The organism is Providencia sp. JUb39, assembly GCF_012272845.1.
Lineage (GTDB): Bacteria > Pseudomonadota > Gammaproteobacteria > Enterobacterales > Enterobacteriaceae > Providencia > Providencia lanzhouensis.
The window spans coordinates 362,074-384,720 of the sequence record NZ_JAAWXD020000001.1 but is presented as its reverse complement, the minus strand read 5'-3'; the positions used below and the strand labels follow the sequence as shown (position 1 = coordinate 384,720).

The 22,647-nt window shown below is 45.8% G+C and carries 21 protein-coding genes; 14 read left to right on the top strand and 7 right to left on the bottom strand.

Features of this window, described 5'->3' with window-relative positions; translation table 11 throughout:
* Positions 1-9 precede the first annotated feature (9 nt).
* Both HFU86_RS01685 and HFU86_RS01680 read right to left on the bottom strand, forming a co-directional pair.
* Complete coding sequence (locus tag HFU86_RS01685; protein WP_036948410.1) at positions 10-369, bottom strand: DUF488 domain-containing protein; 360 nt, start codon at positions 367-369, stop codon at positions 10-12.
* Between the two features lie 28 nt (positions 370-397).
* On the bottom strand, positions 398-895 hold the full coding sequence (locus tag HFU86_RS01680; RefSeq protein ID WP_187128608.1) for a DUF2569 domain-containing protein: 498 nt from the start codon (positions 893-895) through the stop codon (positions 398-400).
* A gap of 210 nt (positions 896-1,105) precedes the next feature.
* On the opposite strand from HFU86_RS01680, the gene HFU86_RS01675 reads away from it, so the two are divergent.
* Positions 1,106-2,023, top strand: a complete 918-nt coding sequence (locus HFU86_RS01675) for a DNA-3-methyladenine glycosylase family protein (RefSeq protein WP_132496876.1) — start codon at positions 1,106-1,108, stop codon at positions 2,021-2,023.
* Positions 2,024-2,104: 81 nt separating this feature from the next.
* Here the strand turns inward: HFU86_RS01675 and poxB are convergent, their stop codons facing one another.
* The gene (poxB, locus tag HFU86_RS01670) at positions 2,105-3,829 is read right to left on the bottom strand and encodes a ubiquinone-dependent pyruvate dehydrogenase (RefSeq protein WP_036948406.1); all 1,725 of its coding nucleotides are present in this window, start codon (positions 3,827-3,829) and stop codon (positions 2,105-2,107) included.
* A 300-nt stretch (positions 3,830-4,129) separates the two neighbouring features.
* Positions 4,130-5,098, bottom strand: a complete 969-nt coding sequence (locus tag HFU86_RS01665; protein WP_132496875.1) for a 3-oxoacyl-ACP synthase III family protein — start codon at positions 5,096-5,098, stop codon at positions 4,130-4,132.
* Between the two features lie 369 nt (positions 5,099-5,467).
* On the opposite strand from HFU86_RS01665, the gene proP reads away from it, so the two are divergent.
* Positions 5,468-6,970, top strand: a complete 1,503-nt coding sequence (gene proP, locus HFU86_RS01660) for a glycine betaine/L-proline transporter ProP (protein ID WP_108478692.1) — start codon at positions 5,468-5,470, stop codon at positions 6,968-6,970.
* A 26-nt stretch (positions 6,971-6,996) separates the two neighbouring features.
* A complete protein-coding gene (gene phrB, locus HFU86_RS01655; protein WP_187128607.1) occupies positions 6,997-8,430 on the top strand; it encodes a deoxyribodipyrimidine photo-lyase in 1,434 nt (477 codons plus the stop codon).
* 59 nt (positions 8,431-8,489) lie between these two features.
* On the opposite strand, the gene HFU86_RS01650 is transcribed toward phrB, so the two are convergent.
* Both HFU86_RS01650 and HFU86_RS01645 read right to left on the bottom strand, forming a co-directional pair.
* On the bottom strand, positions 8,490-9,566 hold the full coding sequence (locus HFU86_RS01650; protein WP_187128606.1) for a T6SS immunity protein Tli4 family protein: 1,077 nt from the start codon (positions 9,564-9,566) through the stop codon (positions 8,490-8,492).
* Positions 9,566-11,311, bottom strand: coding sequence for a lipase family alpha/beta hydrolase (locus HFU86_RS01645; protein WP_187128605.1), 1,746 nt, complete (start codon positions 11,309-11,311; stop codon positions 9,566-9,568). Before HFU86_RS01645 ends, HFU86_RS01650 begins: the two co-directional genes overlap by 1 nt.
* A 190-nt stretch (positions 11,312-11,501) precedes the next feature.
* Between HFU86_RS01645 and HFU86_RS01640 the strand changes: the two genes are divergently transcribed.
* A complete protein-coding gene (locus HFU86_RS01640) occupies positions 11,502-11,813 on the top strand; it encodes a monooxygenase (RefSeq protein ID WP_154602233.1) in 312 nt (103 codons plus the stop codon).
* Between the two features lie 54 nt (positions 11,814-11,867).
* Here HFU86_RS01640 and paaZ read toward each other — a convergent pair whose 3' ends face one another.
* Positions 11,868-13,928 (bottom strand): phenylacetic acid degradation bifunctional protein PaaZ, encoded by a 2,061-nt coding sequence (gene paaZ / locus HFU86_RS01635; protein ID WP_187128604.1) that lies wholly within the window; start codon positions 13,926-13,928, stop codon positions 11,868-11,870.
* A gap of 325 nt (positions 13,929-14,253) precedes the next feature.
* Here paaZ and paaA point away from each other — a divergent pair, with 325 nt between their 5' ends.
* The 10 genes from paaA to pcaF are packed head-to-tail and all read left to right on the top strand — an operon-like array spanning position 14,254 to position 22,643.
* Entirely contained in the window at positions 14,254-15,192 is a 939-nt protein-coding gene (gene paaA, locus HFU86_RS01630; protein ID WP_132496869.1) for a 1,2-phenylacetyl-CoA epoxidase subunit PaaA, read from the top strand.
* A 20-nt stretch (positions 15,193-15,212) separates the two neighbouring features.
* Complete coding sequence (gene paaB, locus HFU86_RS01625) at positions 15,213-15,500, top strand: 1,2-phenylacetyl-CoA epoxidase subunit PaaB (RefSeq protein WP_132496868.1); 288 nt, start codon at positions 15,213-15,215, stop codon at positions 15,498-15,500.
* 10 nt (positions 15,501-15,510) lie between these two features.
* Positions 15,511-16,269, top strand: a complete 759-nt coding sequence (gene paaC / locus HFU86_RS01620) for a 1,2-phenylacetyl-CoA epoxidase subunit PaaC (RefSeq protein ID WP_187128603.1) — start codon at positions 15,511-15,513, stop codon at positions 16,267-16,269.
* 5 nt (positions 16,270-16,274) lie between these two features.
* Positions 16,275-16,775, top strand: a complete 501-nt coding sequence (gene paaD, locus HFU86_RS01615) for a 1,2-phenylacetyl-CoA epoxidase subunit PaaD (protein ID WP_187128602.1) — start codon at positions 16,275-16,277, stop codon at positions 16,773-16,775.
* 10 nt (positions 16,776-16,785) lie between these two features.
* Positions 16,786-17,841 (top strand): 1,2-phenylacetyl-CoA epoxidase subunit PaaE, encoded by a 1,056-nt coding sequence (gene paaE, locus HFU86_RS01610; protein ID WP_187128601.1) that lies wholly within the window; start codon positions 16,786-16,788, stop codon positions 17,839-17,841.
* A gap of 9 nt (positions 17,842-17,850) precedes the next feature.
* On the top strand, positions 17,851-18,624 hold the full coding sequence (gene paaF, locus HFU86_RS01605) for a 2,3-dehydroadipyl-CoA hydratase PaaF (protein ID WP_187128600.1): 774 nt from the start codon (positions 17,851-17,853) through the stop codon (positions 18,622-18,624).
* Positions 18,625-18,626: 2 nt separating this feature from the next.
* Positions 18,627-19,436 carry a 2-(1,2-epoxy-1,2-dihydrophenyl)acetyl-CoA isomerase PaaG gene (paaG, locus tag HFU86_RS01600; protein ID WP_187128599.1) on the top strand — a complete coding sequence of 270 codons (810 nt, stop codon included), beginning with the start codon at positions 18,627-18,629 and terminating at the stop codon, positions 19,434-19,436.
* A 2-nt stretch (positions 19,437-19,438) separates the two neighbouring features.
* Positions 19,439-21,007, top strand: a complete 1,569-nt coding sequence (locus HFU86_RS01595; protein WP_187128598.1) for a 3-hydroxyacyl-CoA dehydrogenase — start codon at positions 19,439-19,441, stop codon at positions 21,005-21,007.
* Positions 21,004-21,444, top strand: coding sequence for a hydroxyphenylacetyl-CoA thioesterase PaaI (gene paaI / locus HFU86_RS01590; RefSeq protein ID WP_187128597.1), 441 nt, complete (start codon positions 21,004-21,006; stop codon positions 21,442-21,444). The genes HFU86_RS01595 and paaI overlap by 4 nt, the downstream gene beginning before the upstream one ends.
* On the top strand, positions 21,441-22,643 hold the full coding sequence (gene pcaF, locus HFU86_RS01585) for a 3-oxoadipyl-CoA thiolase (RefSeq protein ID WP_187128596.1): 1,203 nt from the start codon (positions 21,441-21,443) through the stop codon (positions 22,641-22,643). The genes paaI and pcaF overlap by 4 nt, the downstream gene beginning before the upstream one ends.
* The last annotated feature ends 4 nt before the right edge of the window (positions 22,644-22,647 follow it).

Genomic DNA, 22,647 nt, shown 5'->3' with positions numbered 1-22,647 from the left:
ATAACCTTTTTATTCTTTACGCTCTTTGAGTTTTTCTTCGATAAATGCTTTCAGAACCAACGCCTGATTATGTTGCGTATCTTTGGCGCTATATAACAACGTGATATCTCCTTGTTGCGCCTTCGTAAATACAGCACACCACTCATCATTTTGCTGAAGTTCTTGCTGATATTTCGTCACAAACTGCTCAAACTGGTCAGTATGTTGATGAAACCATTTGCGCAATTCATTGGAGGGCGCAACCGCTTTGTTCCATTCATCACACTGCAAATCCACCTTTTTGATCCCTCGAGGCCACAGCCTATCCACCAAGATGCGATAGCCATCCTGAGGACTACAAGGGTCATAGACTCGTTTACAGTAAATCATTAGCAGGCTCCACGGTCATTGGGGTTCACTAATTAATAAAAGTATTACGAACACGCACAGAGACAAAAAAGTAAGGCACCCAGACAAAGCAACCAAATAATCCTCGTATCAATTCACGAATATCATTGGAATCTATTTCGAGGTCTAACAATTGATTGGCAAGCACCAAATCAAAAACCATCACAGACAATGAAAAAATTTGAAAAAAGGCATACACCTTAATAATTAATTTTTTCTTAGTGAAAAAGAGATAACAAAGATACAAGACTGTACCGTAAATAATCGCGTTACCAACCATTTCAAAATATATCACTTCTTTGAATAGCGGTATGAAATAGTCTGAACCCGGTGACGTCAATTCACTCCAATATTCAATCACTTCTTGATTATGATGCCAAAGTCTAAATGGCATAAATAGTGCCGAAAAAATCACCCCAAGTAATGGGAGAATCAACCATCCACCGATGCCATTTAATTCAGGCTTAGGTTTTGGTACAGGAGGCATTTCATTATTTTCTGCGCTCATCTTCACATCCTTGATTTAATTTATGCTGTTAATCTGCTCATCGATTTGCGCAAGAATTTGCTGAATAGATATGAGCAAGCTAAATTAGCACATGATTATCTGAATCACCTTTTTGCTAAGCTAACATACTCTAACGGCTAAAAATGTAGCGTTTGACGTTTTTTGTCAAAATTTAACCAAAAATGAGCATAAATCAGAAGAAGACGAACTATGGCATCAACGCAATCCGTTTCTATATCACTGCCACTTCATTATCGTATTGATGATTTTTTTGCCTTTCACTTACGGGATCCGCAAAATATCGCCGAGATTGTTGAAAAAAACACCTTGCGCAAAGGGATTATCTGGCAGGAACGTGCTGCGCAAATTCGCCTATCCATTAACGACCAAGCCACTGACAATAAACAAGCAATATTGCAGCTTGATGTTGATAATGCAGAAACCTCGCCTTCCTTAAATGAGCTACACACACTTGCGATTCATTTACTCGGATTGAATCAACCCGTTGAGCAATTTGAAGAAAAATACCTTACCCACCCCATACTCGGTAAACTGATTGCGCCACAGCGAGGTGTGCGAGTGTATCAATCCGCCACCACGTTTGAAGCGCTCGTATGGGCCATTATCGGTCAACAAATTAGTGTTCTTGCTGCCATCGCCATCCGCCGACGTTTTATTCAAGCTGTTGGACAACAGCACTCATCAGGAATTTGGTGCTTTCCTACCGTTACCTCAGTCATCAATGTGGACGATGAAATTTTACGACAAGCGGGGTTTTCTCTTGGAAAAATCATCGCCTTACGCGGGCTTTGTGACGCTATTCAAGCGGGTGAATTAGACTTAGACAACGCCGTTACCCCCGAAAATGTCCATGATGTCACCGAAAAATTGCTAGCCATCAAAGGCATTGGGCCTTGGACTGTCAGCTATGGTCTCCTGCGGGGATTTAATTACCTAGATGGCTCCCTGCATGGGGATGTTGCCGTGCGGCGCAATCTACAAACTTTATTAGCTCAAGATGCGCAACCATCCGCGAAAGAAACCCAGCAATGGCTAGCCCAATTTGCACCGTGGCGAGCACTGGTTGCAGCCCACCTTTGGCGCAGCCAATCCGCTGCGGGCTATTAAACAAAAATCCCCAATCCAGTACACCGAATTGGGGATTTATTTATGATACTAATTTTAGGGTGCTACTCGATTAGATAGCGATTAACGCAACCAGTTGGTTTTCACCAATTGCACCACTTCATCACCGCGACCGCTCATAATCGCCTTCAGCATATATAAGCTAAAGCCTTTGGCTTCTTGCGCTTCAATTTCCGGAGGCATTGAAAGCTCTTGCTTCGCCGTCAATACATCCACAACAACTGGACCATCATGGGCAAAAGCTTCTTTCAGCGCACCGTCCAGATCTTCGCTTTTCTCAACGCGAATGCCTTTGATACCTGCCGCATTGGCAATCGCTGCAAAGTTTGGATTCTGTAAATCGGTGCCCGCAGTCATAAAGCCTGCAACCTTCATTTCCATCGCCACAAAGCCCAACACGCCGTTGTTATGAATGATGATTTTTACTGGTAATTTCATCTGCGACAGTGAAATAAAGTCACCCATCAACATACTGAAACCGCCATCACCACACATCGCAACCACTTGGCGATTTTTATCAACCGCTTGCGCACCAATCGCTTGCGGCATTGCGTTGGCCATCGAACCGTGGTTAAACGAACCGATCAGACGACGTTTACCGTTCATTTTTAAGTAACGCGCAGCCCACACCGTTGGTGTGCCCACATCGCAGGTAAAGATAGTGTCGTCGTTCGCCAGCTCGCTCAATTTGGTAGCTAAATATTGTGGATGGATCAACCCTTCATGACCCGGCTTAGCTAAATCATCCAACCCTTTACGCGCCTCGGCATAGTGCTTCAGTGCGCCATCCAAATGTTTGCGATTCTGTTTCGCTGTTAAATGTGGCTGTAAGGCGGTCAATGTCGCCTTAATATCCCCGATTAGCCCCATATCAATATGACAATGGGAGCCTAAGCTTCCGGCATTCAGGTCAATCTGAATAATTTTCGCATCAGTTGGGTAAAACGGACGATACGGGAATTGGGTGCCTAGCAATACAACGGTATCCGCATTCATCATCGCGTGGTAGCCAGATGAGAAACCGATTAACCCCGTCATACCCACGCTATTTGGGTTATCCCACTCAATATGCTCTTTACCACGCAGCGCATGTACCACTGGTGCATTCAAGGTTTCTGCCAGTTTCACCACTTCATCATGAGCGCCAGCACAACCATTACCGCAGAACAATGTGATGTTTTCTGACTGATTCAATGCTTCTGCCAGTTTTTCAATTTCAGGGCGCTGAGGCATGATCAAAGGTGCTTGTGGCTGATACCACTCTTCTTTCGCCGATTCTGGTGCATCTTTCAGGGCGATATCACCCGGAATAACGACAACGGAAACGCCTTTATTCAGGATCGCTTTACGCATCGCAATACCCAGAACTTGTTGAATTTGCTCAGGGTTAGTCACCATTTCACAATAGTGGCTACATTCACGGAACAGTTCTGTTGGGTGGGTTTCTTGGAAGTAATTACTACCGATTTCACTCGATGGGATATGTGCAGCAATGGCTAATACAGGTACACGGTTACGATGGCAATCATACAACCCGTTGATTAAGTGCATGTTACCGGGTCCACAAGACCCCGCGCACACCGCTAGCTCACCCGTTAGTTGCGCTTCTGCGCCCGCGGCAAATGCAGCCACTTCTTCATGACGGGTGCCTAACCACTCAATAGCCCCTTGCTTACGTAAACTATCCGTTAAACCGTTTAATGAGTCCCCAGTGACTCCCCAGATGCGCTTAACACCTGCGTTATCCAGTACTTTCGCAATATAGGATGCAATACTCTGTTTTTTCATAATGGCACTCTTTTTAAGTCGGATTAAATTCAATGTATTCTTGTTAACAATGACATATTTAACAAGAGGTGCTAATTTTCAAATACGCTTAATAATATGTATTTGATTCTAACTAAATCGATTCCCCATTCCTACCAATGCAGTACATTCAAAAACAGAACAAGATATTCATCCGCGAATATCGAAAGAAGAATGAGATAACAGGACAAATTTAAGGTCGTAAAAAGAGGGTTAGTTTTAGTTATGAACAACCCAGCAAAATCCCGTTTATTTTGCGCGCATCGAAAATCATAAATATCTTTATATTTTCCAAAGAACGATTCCAAATTGATAACCTGCACCTAACGTCCAAAATAAGACAATATCTTCATCACGGAGTAAATTCTTTTTCTGGTGGCAATAATAAGCAATAAATGGGCTGGTTGCCCCTGTATAACCATATTCATCCGCAATATATTCTATTTTTTTATTAGGAATATTTAATGCTTCTGCCAATTCTGAAATATTGCTTTTCATTACCTGAGAAAAGAAAAAACAACTTATATCATCAATAGTTAACCCATTATTTTTTAATAATTTGTCAATGTGATAAATAGCATGAGGCAAACACTCTTTTGTTGTAAATTTACCCCAGTAAATTTTCTCATCTTGCATATTTTGGCTCTGTGAAAAACCATGCTTAGGAAAACGAGTCTCCCGGCAAAAACTCGAATCCGTATAATAAAAGCTATCCATCAAACCAGAGCTTGTCCCGTTTTGTACTTTTTCTAATGTCATAGCAACTGCTGCATCCCCAAAGAGAACTGATGGGAATAGCTCATTTTGATTACATAGATTTGAAAGATGGTCCGAGGCAACAATAAGGGCTTTTTTAGCTGTTTTTTTCATCTTTAGTATGATAGCAGCCTGCTCTAACGCCATTAACATTCCGAGGCAATTACCGTTAATATCAATACATACGCACTCATTTTTTAAGGCTAAATGATGATGTAAATATAGGGCATTAAGTGGTGACAAATATTCCATCGTCGTTGAGGCGAATATCAAAACATCGATATCTTTATCACTCATTGGGGCTAATGCATTAATCGACATCGTCAACGCATTTTCATCAGGCTGGATCGTGATATATCGCTGCTTCTGCCCAAAATCATTCAATAATTCCGGTAAATTTTTGACATTTGGATACTTATCAAAATAATATTGGTTATTCCTAATATTTTCAGGATGGTAGATATGAATAGATGAAATTTTTATTGCCTCATTCATTGCATTTCCCTTATCTGTATTAGTTTACCCACATGGTATAACCCACCAATTAATAAAAAACAATCGACACAAACCACCGCATTTTACATTTTGTCGATATTATTGTATTATTGGATCATATTTGACTATCTAAAGGTGACATTTTTGCTTTATTTTAAAAACACAATAAATCAGTATTTCCCTATCAATACACTTCGTTATAAAAACTTGATATAGCTTATTCAACAAGCTTATTAATCAATAAATTTCCATTCAATTAGTTTAGATACTGCATTTAATTATCCATACTAATTTTCATTATTTGCAGATTGTCCGAGCAAATCGGATCGGGAAACCCACATCTTAAAATTCAAATAAGAGGATGGTTCCATGAAAATCAGAAAGAAAAAAGAAAAACCATTAAATATCAACGATATTACAATTATTGATGATGGAAAATTGAAAAAAGCAATCACAGCGGCTTCGCTGGGTAATGCGATGGAATGGTTCGACTTCGGTGTTTACGGCTTCTTAGCCTATGTACTGGGTCAAGTCTTCTTTCCGGACGCATCACCGAGCGTTCAGATGATTGCGGCGTTAGCCACTTTCTCCGTGCCTTTCTTGGTTAGACCCCTTGGGGGCGTTGTCTTCGGTATTCTCGGAGATAAATACGGCCGACAAAAAGTGTTGTCCATGACCATTATTATTATGGCAATCAGTACCTTCTGTATCGGTCTGATCCCATCATACGAGAGAATTGGTATTTGGGCGCCTATCTTATTACTGCTCGCTAAACTGGCTCAAGGTTTCTCCGTGGGTGGTGAATATTCCGGTGCAGCTATCTTTGTTGCTGAGTATTCCCCAGACCGTAAGCGTGGCTTTATGGGCAGCTGGTTAGATTTCGGTTCTATCGCAGGTTTTGTGATGGGTGCGGGTGTCGTCGTGCTGATTTCAAGCCTTGTCGGTGAAGCTAACTTCCACGATTGGGGATGGAGAATTCCGTTCTTCTTAGCCTTACCGCTAGGTATTATCGGTCTCTATTTACGTCATTCATTGGAAGAAACCCCTGCATTCCAGCAACATATTGAAAGTTTAGAGCAGCAAGACAAAGCCAATATCCAGAATCCACCGAAAGTCTCTTTCCGTGAAGTTGCATCTAAATATTGGAAAAGCTTGATGATTTGTGTCGGCTTAGTTATCGCCACTAACGTGACGTACTATATGCTGCTGACCTATATGCCGAGCTATTTGTCCCATAATTTGAACTACTCGACCGACCACGGTGTGTTGATTATTATCGCCATTATGATTGGTATGCTGTTTGTTCAGCCAATTATTGGTTTAGCCAGTGACAAAATTGGTCGCCGACCTTTTGTGATCATGGGCAGTGTAGGGTTAATTGTGTTGGCTTACCCCGCATTTATGATGATTAATAGCGGCTCTGTTGGCCTAATTTTTGTCGGATTGTTGATTCTTGCGGTATTACTCAACTGCTTTACAGGGGTCATGGCATCGATTTTACCGGCTATTTTCCCTACCCATATTCGTTATAGTGCATTAGCCATCGCCTTTAATATTTCGGTATTAATTGCGGGTGCAACACCAACGGCGGCAGCATGGTTAGTGGAAGCCACTAATGATTTGTATATGCCTGCATATTATCTGATAGTCATTGCATTAATTGGTCTGTATACCGGTATTAGAATGCCAGAGACGGCTAATAAACCACTACGTGGTGCAACACCGGCGGCCTCAGATAAAGCAGAAGCAAAAGAAATTTTGAGTGAGCATTTTGACAATATCGAACAGAAAGTTGAAGATATCGAGCAACAAATTGCTGAGCTGGAAAAACAGCGTCAATCGCTAATCAACCAGCACCCAAAATTAGATTAACCCTAAAAAAAACAGCGAGGAAAGCGATGTCGGCTTGTCACTTAGTTTGGTTTCGCAACGATCTACGAGTCACCGATAATAAAGCGCTTACCTTTGCTTGTGAGGATCCTACTGCCACTGTGATTGGCGTCTATATTGCGACGCCAGAACAGTGGGCAACTCACAACGTATCACCAAGGCAAATTGCCTTCTTGCATCAAAACCTGGTGGAGCTACAACACGCTTTAGCGAAACGAGGTATTCCTCTGATTTGCCATACCACCGCGACCTTTGCGGATTCCGTGAAATGGTTACTGGATTTTGCCCAACAGCAAAATGCCACAGGGTTATATTTCAATCACCAGTACGAGTTAAATGAGCGCTTGCGGGATGAACAGTTACGCCAGCAAGCGCAACATCTGAATATTTTCACCTATGATGATGCGCTATTACTTCCGCCAGGTTCAGTGACGACGCAAAAAGGGGATATGTACCAAGTCTATACCCCGTTTCGCCGCGCCTTTTTGAGCCAATTGATGATGAGTGATTTTCGCTCGTTTCCCGCCCCCAAATCACGGGGTGCGGCATTAGCCGTTGAAAATACACATCCACTTTTTGCTCACCAACCTGTTGAAATTTCACCGCAATTTATTGCCGGAGAACAAGCTGCATTAGCGAAGTTACGGCAGTTTTGCAGCGAGCGCGTACAAGATTACCAACGCGATCGAGACATTCCCGCCATTGATGGTACCAGCCAATTATCCCCCTATTTAGCCCTTGGAGTGCTTTCGCCTCGCCAATGTGTGAATCGCTTATTGGCCGAGAACCCGCAGGTTTTTGACTCCCAAGAAAGTGGCGGTTTTAGCTGGCTAAATGAATTAATTTGGCGAGAATTTTATAGTCATCTATTGGTCGCTTTTCCGCGCCTTTGTCGTCACCAACCGTTTATTGAATGGACGCAGCATATTCAATGGAACCCCGATGAAACCGGATTTACCGCATGGAAAAATGGACAAACAGGCTACCCGATAGTGGATGCCGCCATGCGCCAGCTCAACCAAACGGGCTGGATGCATAATCGACTACGGATGATTGTGGCGAGTTTTTTAGTCAAGGATTTGCTGGTCGATTGGCGCAAAGGGGAACACTACTTTATGAGCCAGTTAATTGATGGCACTTTGGCGGCGAATAATGGCGGCTGGCAATGGTCAGCTTCAACAGGGGTTGATGCCTCGCCGTGGTTTCGTATTTTTAATCCAACCACTCAAGGGAAAAAATTCGACCCACAAGGGACGTTTATCCGCGAGTGGCTTCCCGAACTTCGCGATGTTCCCGAGAAGTTTATTCACGAACCCCATACATGGGCTGAATCTCACCAAGTCTCTCTGAATTATCCAACCCCGATTGTTGACCATAAGCAGGCACGGCTAATGACGCTGGAGGTGTTTGAGGTGGGGAAGCGGAACAGCATAAGGAAATGAGTTCATCATTTACTAAAATGCCATTCACGCCTATATCTTAATGGGATTAATTAAAAAATTTAATACGCGTTCGGACGCAGCTTAAATGACTGTAAAACTCGATCCCAAATTTCAACCATTTGCTCATCCGTATAATGGACAACCTTACTGGTCGAATGCATTAATATGCTAACGGAGGGATGCAGATAACCGATATTTTTTTCATTCGCGTAATATTGAAAATAATAGAATTTATCGGATTGATTGTCATAGCGAGGATCTCGCCCCAACGTTAACCACTCTTCGCCTGCCACGTTATTAAATTGAACGTTTCCTTTCCGTAAAGTTTTACCCCCATATTGAGAAAGAACAGATTTAATTTCATCAGCTCTATCCAACATACTTTCTTTTTCACTTTCTATCGTATTATCCATATCAACAGCCCAATAGAATTGAGGGTTTTCAAAAACCATCGAGATTTCTTCTTGGTGCGATTTTCCATCATCGCGAATAAATCCATAAGGGATACAAATCCCTTTATCTGTCGGAATTTCATTCTTTGGACGCCCCTGTAACCGAGAAATCAAGGATTGCATTGCTGCTAGTTTCTGAGGTTTATCACTAATAGGTATATTATATTTCTGATCCCTTACCTGCATATTTTTATATTTAGGACTCGATACATCCCTTATTTCAGTTTTAATAATGAAAGCTACATTATCAATATAAACATGACCTTCTAAAACTCGACCAAAATCTGGTGTTGTAGCGTTTTCGTTACTATCGAATATAACTCCATTATCTAACTTAATTACTTCTTTTAAAAAAGGGAAATCAGATGAATCGATAACTCTTTTATTTTTCAACTCATCTTCACGCAGCTCAATGCGCTGCTTAAACGAAGGAGGATAAATAAACTGGCTCTCAATCGTCATATCATCAATTTTAATCACCGATGAAAGCGCTTGCGTTAACGCTTTCGGATAATTAAAGGTATAACGCCCTAAACAGTAGGTCGGCGCATCATCAAATAGAGTGTTAATCACAGCAGAATCCTTTTCATTAAGTGAAGTTGAATACGTTTTATTCGGCATAGAGCACGCAAGCAAACTCGCCAATAAGACCAAACCGAAAAAACTCACCAGTCCTTTTTTCATTAGGGTTTTACCTCCTCCGTTTGCAATATCCGGCATAAGGAACGTAACGTAAATTTAATGGCTGGTGAGACATCACCTGTTTTCTCATGCGTATCAAACTCCGCATCCCCTTTTAGCGGTGCAAACTGATACGCGTTCTGATGGTCAACATTCATTTCTAAAATTTCTTTAAATAGGTCTTTTCTATCTAAATTGATAGAATATTTGGGCACTGTACCGTCACCGCGCCCTCCCTCATAATCTATTGAGGGCGTATTCTTCCACTTATCACTGGACTTGAGTAAGGTATACTCGCGTTTTTCGCCATAGTCGTCTGTCGCTCGGCTATCGTCAGATACCCATAACCACGAGGTTTTATCCCGTAATTTCCATGTCACGGTCTCATCTGAACGGCGAGAATCTTTCGGGTCATTTTCATCAAAATACGCCCCATAAAATTGGTAAGTATTAACATGATACTTATTGTCCATTCTTTGAATAAAAGGAGCTACTTTCCGTTCAATTATAGTTTTATAATTAATAAAATTTTTTTTGCTAGAAGCATCGTTTTTATCAAGAATGTCTGACTCATACATTTTCCACCACACGTCATCCTGAAGATAAATTTCTTCAAACGGGTCCCCATTTTTGGGCAGCAATAAATCTGCCACACCATCTGGACTGCCTTTTTCAATTCGTAGCCACGGTTGACCATGATTATATTTCGGAGAGGGTAAGAGTTGTAACGGTGCAGGGGATTGCGCTAATACCGACATGAGTCGTGTGGCACTCATGCCTAGCACTAACCCCATCGGCATGGAATGCTCACCAATCTTCATCATTTTGTAGGCGGTCGGCGAACCCAAATCCGGCATCACACCATGCACAATGCCCAGAATTTTATCTTTGTAGGGGGTATCTAATAATTCGGAAGCGTACCGGGATACCAAGCCCCCCATCGAATGGGTCACCAGAATGACTTTCTCATGCCCTTCTTCAAAGGCGAGCCCATGCCCAATCCCGCCATTGCGTTTGGGGCTATATAATTTTAAGACCTCATCAATGTATTTGGCGAGATCTTGAGCGGACTGAGCATTGTCTTGTAACCAGTTATAACCAAAAGCATGAAGTGGAAGCAGCAAATTACGGTATTTGCCCGCTTCACGAAATGAAAGGGGGTTGGTATCCTCTGGCGTGAGGGTTTTATCTAAAATGAACTTGAACGTTGATTCTTGAGAAAAATAGGCCTCGGCTTCGTCTGCCGTAGCGCATCCCTGTCCTTTCGCTTTATTGTAATACTGCTCCCAAACCAGTAATTCTTTCTGTAACTTGTCGAGTGGATCTGCATACGAAAACTGCAATACACTTCCCCATCCTCTTTTCTGCCTTGAATTGGCAAAGTAGGTTGACTCGTTGTCATTTTTATCAACATCCTGAGTAGGGTCAGTTTCAGTTGTTTCAGGATCGAGTAATTTTTTCCGTTTATTGCCTGAAGTAAAAAGCCAACCAAGCGCATCCGCAGCCATTCCAAGCTTACTCGTGCGAATACGCCAGATTGATTTTTTATCTTTTTTACTTCGTAAGTTAGATCCCATAATGCCAGGCAAAAAAATAACCGGAACCACTTTAGTTGACGGGAGATAACAATTCGCTTTGGCATTTTCAGATTGATGTTTTAGCTGTAAATCTTTCCAAACAGCACATTTATTGTCATCAAATTCAGCGAAGCAATGCTGAATATTTTCAGTTTGTTCATCCTGACTCATAGGACATCCTTAAAATTTAGGTTATGTAACGAAGCATAACTCAAATAATAAAGAACAACATTAGGAAAATGGGATAAATGCCTCGATTAACGCAATGAAATAAAATTCATTCCCCCCAATCCCCAATTTGATCAATCCTAAATAAAAATTACTGGTTATGATAACCAGACAACAACAATAGGAGGCAATAATGCAGGTGATTTTACAGGTTGATTTCCCATACCAAGGCCCATGGGGTGAAGAGATGGCGGCGGCAATGGAAGGATTAGCGCAATCCATTAACCAAGAGCCGGGATTTATTTGGAAAATTTGGACTGAAAACCAACAAACTCAACGGGCGGGAGGCATTTACTTATTTGCTAACCAAGCCGATGCGCAAGCATATCTCGAGATGCACAGTGCGCGACTCAAATCCTTTGGTGTACCTGAAGTCAGCGGGCAAATTTTTAGTGTGAATACCGCACTCAGCCAGCTTAACCAAGCACAATTTATTCAAAAATAGTTTTAATGGAGAGGGCATTTGCCCTCTCTGATAACTTCGCCCTCTACCACTGCATCAAAAATCCCCGTGGCGGCGTTCCACCAGCGTTAAAATACTGTATAGCGCCACGATATCGTTGTGCTGATTAAACACTTGGACATCCCACTCGATAACTCCATTAGGCTTATCTTCGGCTTTTTTCTGGGCTTTTTTGATCTTTTTCTTGCACGTTAAGCGCACTTGGATGGTATCGCCAATTTTGACTGGCTCGATAAAACGCAAGTTTTCCATCCCATAGTTCGCGATAACAGGCCCGACTCCCGCATCCACAAACAGCCCCGCCGCCGCTGATACCACAAAATAACCGTGGGCGATGCGCTCGCCGAACATGGATTGCTCGGCGCCAAGTTTATCCACATGCACATAGAAATTATCCCCGCTGAGACAGGCAAAATTCACAATATCCGCTTCAGTTACCGTGCGTCTCGCGGTCAGTAGAGTGTCGCCAATCACTAACTCTTCGAAATATTTACGGAACGGATGCACCACATCAGCAATAGCCTCAGCGCCGCGCATCCACTGCTTACTAATCGCGGTCAACATCGATGGGCTGCCTTGAAGTGCCGTGCGCTGCATATAATGTTTTACCGCTCGTAAACCGCCCAGCTCTTCACCGCCCCCGGCACGCCCCGGTCCACCATGTACCAACATTGGCAAAGGTGAGCCGTGCCCCGTGGATTCTTTTGATGCTGCTTCATCCAGAATAAACATCCGCCCATGCGCCCGTGCCGTTGCGCGGATCACCGTCTGCGCGACTTGGCTATCGGCAGTCACCAGCGAACCGACTAAGCTTCCGCCTCCTAGCGCCGCCAATTGCACCGCTTGATCTAACCCGTCATAACTCATTAATGTCGCCACGGGACCAAACGCTTCGGTTTCGTGTACCGCTTGATGCACAAATGGCTTGGCACAGTACAGCAATGTCGGTGGGAAAAATGCCCCTTTCTCGCTATCGCCACCCACCACCTGCATATTGACAAAGCTACCACCACATAAGCGTTCGCAGCCATTGGCGAGCAGATAATTCACTTTGTCCTGCACGTCTTGGCGCTGTTCAAGGTTAATCAATGCGCCCATTCGAACCCCTTCGGCAGCAGGGTCACCCACCACGACATTCGAGATGCGTTTTAGGAGGGCATTTTTCACATTTTCCAACTGAGTTTTAGGGACGATAATGCGGCGAATTGCAGTACATTTTTGCCCTGCCTTCGTCGTCATTTCATTAACCACTTCTTTGATAAACAGTGCAAATTCAGGTTGTTCAGGCTGAACATCTGAACCTAAAATGGCGCAGTTTAATGAGTCCGCTTCCATGGTAAAAGACACAGATTTTTGATTGATGCGCGGGTGAGATTTGAGTTTTTGTCCAGTGCCTGCTGAGCCTGTAAAGGTCACCACATCTTCAAAATCCAAGTGGTCGAACATATCCCCAACGCCGCCACAAATTAATTGAATCGCCCCTTCGGGAACTAATCCGCTCTCCATCATCAGTTTCACCATTGCGTGAGTCAGTTGGGCGGATGCGGTGGCAGGTTTGATAATAGCAGGCATCCCCGCTAACCACGTTGGCGCTAGTTTTTCTAGCATACCCCAGCACGGAAAGTTGAACGCATTGATGTGCAAAGCCACGCCACGGCGCGATGTTAAAATATGGCGGGCAACAAACTGCCCCTGTTTTGATAGCGGGATCATCTCGTCTTCTGACCACACGGTATCATCCGGCAGCTCACGGCTTGCCAGTCCCGCATAGGAAAATAGGGTGCCGATCCCCCCTTCGATATCCACCCAACTGTCTGATTTAGTGGCGCCAGTCTGGGCAGAAATGGCATATAACGCCTCTTTATGGGCAAGTAAATGTCGAGCAACCGCTTTAAGCATCTCTCCGCGCTGTTGAAACGTTAATTTCCCTAGCGCCTCGCCACCGACATCACGCCCGTACTGTAAGCTTTGCGCTAACGGTAGCCCTTCAGAGGTCACGGCATAGAGTGCTTCATTGGTCAGTGCATGAAAAATCGGACGACCTTCCCCTGCTCCCGTTGCCCACTTCCCCATAATGTAACTTGTTAAATGTTGCATGTTCCATCTCCAGAAAACGACAATAAACCAGATTTAGATATTAAATATGTATCATATAAACAATCATAGATGCCAATCTAAATTTAACAAATAAAATACAAATAGGGTTAATTTGAGTGTTTACGGCAAGAATCAAACAAAAAACGATGATTTTACTACATTGATTTATATGAATATAATTTAATTACTTGTGAGATGAATCGCAAAAACCCCACAAACAGCATTGATCTTATTGTTAACTATTCCTAGCATTAATGTTAAATAAATGTGTTCCATATTTTTACATTAACTTAATTTTTATGAATCACTTTAATGGAAAATAACAATGAGCGAGCAAAACCAAATCCACTTCGATGCCAAAATCGAAGCCGACATCGCCATCGAGCCAAAAGATTGGATGCCCGATGCTTACAGACAAAACCTCATTCGCCAGATTGGGCAACACGCCCATTCAGAAGTGATTGGCATGCTGCCGGAAGCCAACTGGCTCAGTCGCGCCCCAACCCTACGCCGTAAGGCTGTTCTGCTGGCAAAAATTCAAGATGAAGCAGGACACGGTTTGTACCTCTATAGCGCCGCAGAAACGTTGGGATGTACTCGCCAAGATATCTACCAAAAAATGCTCGACGAAAAGATGAAATACTCCTCCATTTTCAACTATCCGACGCTCAACTGGGCAGATGTGGGCGTGATTGGCTGGCTGGTTGATGGCGCAGCAATAGTTAACCAAGTGGCGCTATGTCGCGCTTCTTACGGACCTTACGCCCGTGCGATGGTGAAAATCTGCAAAGAGGAGAGTTTTCATCAACGCCAAGGTTATGAAGCTGTTATGGCATTGGCTGAAGGTACGGACGAGCAAAAAGCCATGCTGCAAGACTCTATCAACCGCTTTTGGTGGCCAGTATTAATGATGTTTGGTCCGAATGATTCTGACTCCCCTCATAGCGCCCAAAGTATGGCCTGGAAAATCAAGCGATTCAGTAATGACGAGCTGCGCCAGAAATTTGTGGATAACACCGTGCCGCAGGTGGAAGCCCTTGGCATGACCATCCCCGATCCTGATCTGCACTGGGATGATGCACTAGGTCACTACCGTTTTGGTGAGATTGATTGGGAAGAGTTCTACCAAGTGATTAAAGGGCAAGGGATCTGCAACCAAGAACGCCTTGATGCGAAACGTAAAGGTTGGGAAGAAGGAGCTTGGGTGCGCGAAGGCGCAATGGCTCACAGTCAAAAACAAAAAGCCATTAAATCTGCGGCTTAGCCACCAAGAAGGAAAAGACGATGAACAATCAAGATTGGCCACTGTATGAAGTGTTTGTTCGCAGTAAACAAGGTTTAGCCCATCGCCATGTGGGAAGTTTGCACGCCGCCGATGACCAAATGGCGCTGGAAAATGCTCGCGATGCTTACACTCGCCGTAGCGAAGGTTGCTCCATTTGGGTCGTCAAAGCCACCCATTTGGTTGCGTCTCAACCTGATGAAAAAGATCAATTTTTTGACCCCGCGGACAGCAAGGTTTACCGCCATCCAACCTTTTACACCATCCCTGATGGCATCAAAAACATGTAAGGAGCTTGAAATGACCGAAAAACAGCAGCTCCAGCATTATGTGTTACGCCTCGGAGACACCCCACTGATTCTGGCACAGCGCCTGTGTGAGTGGTGTGGTCACGCTCCAGAAATCGAAATTGACCTTGCACTGTCTAACATCGGTTTAGATTTACTGGGGCAAGCGCGCAATTTCCTCAGCTATGCCGCAGAACTCAAAGGCGCGGGTTACAACGAAGACAAGCTGGCTTATCTGCGCGATGAGCGTGAATTCAGCAATTTGCTGCTTGTTGAGCAACCAAATGATGGCTTCAATGATACCCTCGTACGCCAGTTTTTTATCGATGCCTACCATGTGCCTCTGTACAGCGCACTCACTCAAAGCCGTGACCCACAGCTCGCCGCCATTGCCGCAAAATCCCTTAAAGAAGCCTTGTACCATCTACGTTTTAGTCGTGGCTGGATGATCCGATTAGGGGATGGTACCCCAGTGAGTCAGCAGAAATTGCAGCAATCTATCAACCGCTTATGGCGCTTTACTGGTGAATTATTCCATGCTGATGAAATTGAAATGTCATTAAGCGAGGCAGGCATTGCCGTTGACCCTCGTACGCTGCGCGATATTTGGCTGCAAACTGTGAATGAAACCTTTGATGAAGCTACTCTCAGCCTACCAGAGCAAGCGGCATATCGATTAGGCGGCAAACAAGGTAGCCATACCGAGCACCTCGGTTTAATTCTCACGCAGCTGCAATTTGTGCAACGCGCTTATCCCAACAGCCAGTGGTGATAGTGATGGAACAGAGAATGCAACTTCAATCCCCCGATATTCATCAGATCTGGCAGCAGCTTCAGCAGATCCCTGACCCTGAATTGCCGGCTCTGTCTATTACTGATCTTGGTATGGTGCGCCATGTGAAGCCGACCGAGCAAGGCTGGCAAATTGGGTTTACCCCGACCTATTCAGGCTGCCCTGCCACTGAATTTTTAATCAATGAAATCAAAACGGTTCTCGATAGCGCCGGTTTCTCACCTGTGGATGTGGAAGTGGTATTAACCCCCGCATGGACCACAGACTGGATGAACCAAGATGCCAAACGGCGCTTACGTGAATTTGGCATTGCGCCCCCACAAGGCGTTGCCTGTGAGCATCCTGAACATACTGGGGCAATTTGTTGCCCGCGTTGTGACAGCGAACAGACGGAAAAAATTAGCGAGTTTGGCTCTACCGCCTGCAAAGCGCTGTATCGCTGTAATGAATGCTTAGAACCGTTTGATTACTTTAAATGTATTTAAGGGCACACTCATGACTGTCTTTCACCGTTTAAGTATTGCCGCTATTGACCGTGACACACCCGATGCTGTGGCGGTCACCTTTCATATTCCTGAATCGCTGCAAGCGCAATATCGCTACCGCCCAGGTCAACATTTGACCCTAAAAGCCGCAATTAATGGCGAAAATCTTCGTCGCTGCTACTCCATTTGTAGCGCCCCCGATGAAAACGGGCTAAAAATTGGCGTTAAAGCTATCTACGAAGGGCGATTTTCTAACTTTATCAACCAACAACTGAATGTTGGGGATAGCTTAGACGTGATGATCCCCCAAGGGCAATTTGGCTACCAGCCTGATAGCCAGCAACAAGGGCGCTATTTAGCCGTGGCGGCAGGTTCGGGTATTACCCCGCTGTTATCCATCATCAAAGCTACGCTGCAAACCGAGCCAAATAGCCGCTTTGTACTGATTTACGGTAATCGCAATAGCCGCTCAGTGATGTTCAAAGAAGCCATCGCTGACTTAAAAAACCGCTTTGCCACCCGTTTTCAAGTGCTGTATCTGTTTAGCCAAGAGCCTCAAGAGAGCGCGTTGCTCAGCGGGCGCATTGATGCGCAACAACTTAGTGCCTTAGGGAAATCCCTTCTCAATTTTAGCCAATTCAACCGCGCCTTTATTTGTGGTCCAGAGTCCATGATGGATGAGGTTCAAGAAACCTTAATTCATCACGGTATGGCGCAAGAGCGCGTTCACACTGAGCGCTTTAATACCTCTGGCGCGAAATTCAAACCGACCCTTGCCACCAGCGAAAACCGTCAAGTCACCCTTCAATTAGATGGGCGCACCTTAAATATCAATATGGATGGGCAAGATGACAGCATCCTCGATGCCGCACTGCGCCAAGGAGCAGACCTGCCTTATGCCTGTAAAGGCGGTGTTTGCGCCACTTGCAAATGTAAGTTGCGCTCAGGAGAAGTTGAAATGGGCGTGAACTACAGTCTCGAACCTGACCAAATTGCCGCCGGTTATATCCTCAGTTGCCAAGCATGGCCAAAAGGGGATGGCGTGGTATTGGACTTTGATGTGTAGGGATGAGCAATGGAAAATAATTGGATTTTATCTCAACAACATCACCGCGTTCTAACACTGACGCTTAATCGCCCCGATGTGCGCAACGCACTGAGTACGCCATGCCTTGAATTACTGGTTAAGCATCTTGAACATGCGCAAACCGACGACAATATCGGCGCTATCGTCATCACGGGCAATCCGCGTTTCTTTGCCGCAGGGGCTGATCTTAAAGAGCTTCAGCAGCAAACCGTTGCCAGCGCTATCACGGATAAACGTCCACAAGTTTGGCGCCGCTTTGCGCAAATCAGCAAGCCGATTATTTGTGCCGCTAATGGCTATGCGTTAGGAGCTGGGTTCGAGTTATTGCTCGCCAGCGACATCATTATTGCGGGGGAATCCGCTCGCTTTGGTCTACCGGAAATTACCCTTGGACTGATCCCCGGAGCGGGCGGTACTCAGCGACTTATTCGTGCCGTGGGTAAATCCCTTGCAATGCAGATGGTACTTACCGGAGAAACCATCAGCGCTGAGCAAGCCCAACAAGCCGGATTGGTCAGTGAAGTGTGTGTGGACGCACTCACCCTTGAACGCGCTCAAGCCATTGCCAAACGCATTGCAGGGCATGCGCCTTTAGCCGTGAATGCCGCCAAATCTGCGCTAGTGAGCGCCCAAGAAACTCACCTGACCGAAGGCTTAAAACTGGAGCGCCAATACTTTGTCAGCCTTGCGGGTACTGACGATCGCCAAGAGGGGATCGCCGCCTTTTTCGAAAAACGATCCCCCCAATTTACAGGACGATAATCATGATAAATGACACCGTGATCACTGAAGAAATGATCCTTACAACACTGGAACATGGGGTGCTCACGATTACCTTAAACCGCCCTGACCGCCTAAATAGCTTTAACGATGAGATGCATCGCCAGCTGAGCGCAGCTATTAAAATCGCCGAACAAGATGAAACCGTCCGTTGCTTAGTGATCACTGGCGCGGGTCGTGGATTCTGTGCGGGGCAAGATCTTAACGATCGTAATGTCGCCGTCGGATCCGAAGCCCCTGATCTGGGCTTTTCCGTCGAAACCTACTACAACCCGCTGATCCGCCGTTTAGTCGCATTACCCAAACCGATTATTTGTGCCGTGAACGGCGTTGCCGCAGGCGCGGGTGCGGCGATTGCCCTTACGGGAGATATCGTTATCGCCGCGAAAAGCGCCAGCTTTATTCAATCATTTTGCCGCCTTGGGCTGGTGCCTGACTCCGGGGGAAGCTGGTTTTTACCGCAATTAGTCGGTCGTGCTCGTGCCATGGGTATGGCGATGCTAGGGGATAAAATCAGCGCAGAACAAGCATTGCAGTGGGGCATGATTTGGCAAGTCACGGAAAATGACCAACTCGCCATCACCGTCAACAACCTCGCGAAGCACCTTGCAACTCAACCGACCTATGGGTTGGGGCTGATCAAAAAAGCGATTCACAGTGCCGCCATCAATACCCTTGATGAGCAGCTCAATTTAGAGCGAGATTTACAGCGCTTAGGCGGGCGCAGCCAAGATTATCGCGAAGGCGTCGATGCGTTTTTAAATAAACGTGAACCGACGTTCCAAGGGAAATAACCATGAAGACTTCACTAAGCTCATCAATACAAAATGTCGCTGTGATTGGCGCAGGTACTATGGGCATTGGAATTGCGCAAGTCGCTGCGAGTATAGGTCTACAAGTGCACATTTTTGACGTGAATGCCCAAGTGTTGCAGCAATCTTTGACAGTACTCACCGCCCGTTTACGCAAACGCGTTGAACAAGGCAAAGCCGACGCCAAAAGCACGGAAGAAACTCTTGCTCGCCTCCATGTTGCCGACAGCCTTGCTGCTCTTGCTGGCGCCGATTTAGTGATTGAGGCTGTCGCAGAGAAACTCACCATTAAGCAAGCTATTTTCAGTGAACTTGAAGGCATTTGTCGCGAAAGCACGATTTTTGCCAGCAACACCTCGTCATTATCTATCACGGCGATTGCCAGCGTACTCAAACACCCTGAGCGCATGGCCGGATTGCATTTTTTTAACCCTGCTCCCGTAATGAAGCTGGTTGAAGTGATCCGCGGGCTCGAAACCGCGGAAAACGTGATTGAAACCTTAAAAGCCCTGACACTGGCATTCAATAAAATTCCGGTGATTTGCCGCTCCACACCAGGCTTTATTGTTAATCGTGTAGCAAGACCTTTTTATGCAGAAACCTTACGCGCACTAGAAGAGCAAGTGGGCAACCCCGCCACATTAGACAGTGTCATGCGTGATGCTGGAGGCTTTTCCATGGGTCCTTTGCAGCTCACCGATTTAATCGGGCATGATGTTAATTACGCCGTGACAGAATCCATGTTTCAAGCATTTGGCTATGACCCGCGTTTCCAAACTGCATTTGCGCAATTGGCGCTAGTACAAGCAGGACACTTAGGACGTAAATCAGGTCGCGGGTTTTATGATTACACCGCCGATAATCATGATGATCATAATAAACCCGCATCTCGGGTTGATGTCGTGCCTGCCGTGACACAGCCTCGCCAGCTCGACATCAAAGCCTATGGAAATTGGCAAATATTTCCTGATCTTAAGCAACTCTTACAGCAAAATGGGATCTGCCTCGAAGAAGCTGAACAAAAAACGCGCCCGTCACCCTCACTAGTTGTTAACGGAGTTGTTATTATGTTAACAAATGGTGAAATGACATCCACTCTTGCGCAAAAGCTTGATAAGCCCGTGGTGCAATTTGATTTATCCGCCAACTACGTTGCGGCAACCACTATCGCTATCAGTTGCGCAGTACAAAATAGCCACCAGCAAAACCAAGATGCGATTGCCTTTTTTCAGTCCCTCGGCAAGCAAGTGATTGTGCTGCCGGACTACCCTGCGCTGTTAACCCTACGCACCGTTGCCATGTTGTGTAATGAGGCTTTGGATGTTGTGAATAAGGGCGTCGCAAGCGCCCAAGATACTGATTTGGCGATGCGTTTCGGTGTGAATTACCCGAAAGGACCATTAGCATGGGGCGCCCAAGTCGGTTGGTCGCATATTTTGCATACCCTTGAACATTTAACCGACTTCTATGGGGACACGCGTTATCGCCCCAACCCATTACTACGCCAGCTTGCCGCCGGTTTTCAATCACTCTCATTGGAGGCGTTGTCATGAATTCACTGCCCAACCTCACCCTCGCTCAGCAAGCGGCACATGCCATGTATCGCGATGATACTTGCGCTAAAGCCATGGGCATGGTGATTGAAGATGTTGCTGAAGGCTATGCGCAACTCACCATGGTGGTTATGCCCAATATGCTTAACGGGCATAAAACCTGCCACGGCGGGCAGTTGTTTAGTCTGGCAGATACCGCGTTTGCGTATGCCTGCAACAGCCAAGGTTATGCCGCCGTCGCCTCTATGTGCTCTATCGATTTTTTGCGCCCCGGTTTTGAAGGGGATGTACTGACTGCCACTGCAAAAATGCAGCACCAAGGTAAGCGCAGCGGGCTGTATGAAGTCGAGATCATCAACCAAGATGGCAAGCCACTGGCGCTGTTTCAAGGCCGTTCCCACCGTTTAGGTCACCGTTTAGTTGGAGAAGCCTCATGAATGACGCCTATATTTGCGATGGTATTCGTACCCCGATTGGTCGCTATGGCGGCGCATTATCCTCACTGCGTCCCGATGACCTTTCTGCCGTCACGCTTAAAGCATTGATGGCACGTAACCCACAACTGGACTGGACCCTGACCGATGACATCATTCTCGGTTGCGCCAACCAAGCGGGGGAAGATAACCGCAACGTCGCGCGAATGGCGGGGCTACTGTCTGGCTTACCAATTTCAGTTTCCGGCACCACCATCAATCGCCTGTGCGGCTCTGGCTTAGATGCCATAGCTCTTGCCGCTCGCAGTATCAAAGCAGGGGAATCGGGATTGATGATTGCCGGTGGTGTGGAATCCATGAGCCGCGCGCCGTTCGTGATGGGAAAACAAGATTCTGCCTTTTCTCGCCAAGCGCAAATTTTTGATACCACTATTGGCTGGCGGTTTATCAACCCATTAATGGAGCAGCAATTCTCCACCGACTCCATGCCAGAAACCGCCGAAAACGTGGCGCACACCTACAATATCAGCCGCGAAGACCAAGATGCCTTTGCCCTACGCAGCCAACAGCGCACCGAAGCGGCTCGCCTTAAAGGCATCTTTGCCGAAGAGATTGTTCCTGTCACCGTGACATTGCGCAAATCAGAGCAGCAAGTGACGGAAGATGAACACCCTCGCCCTGAAACCACACACGAACAGCTGCAAAAACTGAAAACGCCGTTTCGTGAAAATGGCAGCGTCACCGCAGGCAATGCTTCTGGAGTCAATGATGGCGCCGCCGCCTTAATCATTGCCTCCGAAGCCGTTGCCAAGCAACAAGGGTTAACCCCGCGAGCGCGGGTGATTGCTACTGCCACCTGTGGCGTTGAGCCGCGTTTAATGGGCATCGGGCCACTGCCTGCCACTCAAAAAGTGTTGAAAATGGCAGGGCTGACTATCGAACAAATGGATGTGATTGAACTTAACGAAGCCTTTGCCGCTCAAGCACTGGCTGTATTACGGGGCTTAGGTCTGCCAGATGACGCCCCACAGGTTAACCCCAATGGTGGGGCTATCTCCTTAGGGCATCCGCTGGGTATGAGCGGGTCTCGCTTGGTGATTTCCGCCATGAATGAACTGCACCGCAAGCAAGGTCGCTACGGGTTATGCACCATGTGCATCGGTGTGGGTCAAGGTATTGCAATGATTATTGAACGCGTCTGAATAA

Excerpts from the sequence above, each read along its gene's own strand:
- HFU86_RS01640 (WP_154602233.1), top strand. The coding sequence starts at position 11,502 with ATGCAGGTGATTTTACAGGTTGATTTCCCATACCAAGGCCCATGGGGT.
- paaF (WP_187128600.1), top strand. The coding sequence starts at position 17,851 with ATGGAAAATAATTGGATTTTATCTCAACAACATCACCGCGTTCTAACA.
- HFU86_RS01675 (WP_132496876.1), top strand. The coding sequence starts at position 1,106 with ATGGCATCAACGCAATCCGTTTCTATATCACTGCCACTTCATTATCGT.
- proP (WP_108478692.1), top strand. The coding sequence starts at position 5,468 with ATGAAAATCAGAAAGAAAAAAGAAAAACCATTAAATATCAACGATATT.
- paaE (WP_187128601.1), top strand. The coding sequence starts at position 16,786 with ATGACTGTCTTTCACCGTTTAAGTATTGCCGCTATTGACCGTGACACA.
- paaZ (WP_187128604.1), bottom strand. The coding sequence starts at position 13,928 with ATGCAACATTTAACAAGTTACATTATGGGGAAGTGGGCAACGGGAGCA.
- phrB (WP_187128607.1), top strand. The coding sequence starts at position 6,997 with ATGTCGGCTTGTCACTTAGTTTGGTTTCGCAACGATCTACGAGTCACC.
- pcaF (WP_187128596.1), top strand. The coding sequence starts at position 21,441 with ATGAATGACGCCTATATTTGCGATGGTATTCGTACCCCGATTGGTCGC.
- paaA (WP_132496869.1), top strand. The coding sequence starts at position 14,254 with ATGAGCGAGCAAAACCAAATCCACTTCGATGCCAAAATCGAAGCCGAC.
- HFU86_RS01645 (WP_187128605.1), bottom strand. The coding sequence starts at position 11,311 with ATGAGTCAGGATGAACAAACTGAAAATATTCAGCATTGCTTCGCTGAA.
- paaI (WP_187128597.1), top strand. The coding sequence starts at position 21,004 with ATGAATTCACTGCCCAACCTCACCCTCGCTCAGCAAGCGGCACATGCC.
- HFU86_RS01680 (WP_187128608.1), bottom strand. The coding sequence starts at position 895 with ATGAGCGCAGAAAATAATGAAATGCCTCCTGTACCAAAACCTAAGCCT.
- HFU86_RS01650 (WP_187128606.1), bottom strand. The coding sequence starts at position 9,566 with ATGAAAAAAGGACTGGTGAGTTTTTTCGGTTTGGTCTTATTGGCGAGT.
- paaG (WP_187128599.1), top strand. The coding sequence starts at position 18,627 with ATGATAAATGACACCGTGATCACTGAAGAAATGATCCTTACAACACTG.
- poxB (WP_036948406.1), bottom strand. The coding sequence starts at position 3,829 with ATGAAAAAACAGAGTATTGCATCCTATATTGCGAAAGTACTGGATAAC.
- HFU86_RS01685 (WP_036948410.1), bottom strand. The coding sequence starts at position 369 with ATGATTTACTGTAAACGAGTCTATGACCCTTGTAGTCCTCAGGATGGC.
- paaC (WP_187128603.1), top strand. The coding sequence starts at position 15,511 with ATGACCGAAAAACAGCAGCTCCAGCATTATGTGTTACGCCTCGGAGAC.
- HFU86_RS01665 (WP_132496875.1), bottom strand. The coding sequence starts at position 5,098 with ATGAATGAGGCAATAAAAATTTCATCTATTCATATCTACCATCCTGAA.
- paaB (WP_132496868.1), top strand. The coding sequence starts at position 15,213 with ATGAACAATCAAGATTGGCCACTGTATGAAGTGTTTGTTCGCAGTAAA.
- HFU86_RS01595 (WP_187128598.1), top strand. The coding sequence starts at position 19,439 with ATGAAGACTTCACTAAGCTCATCAATACAAAATGTCGCTGTGATTGGC.
- paaD (WP_187128602.1), top strand. The coding sequence starts at position 16,275 with ATGGAACAGAGAATGCAACTTCAATCCCCCGATATTCATCAGATCTGG.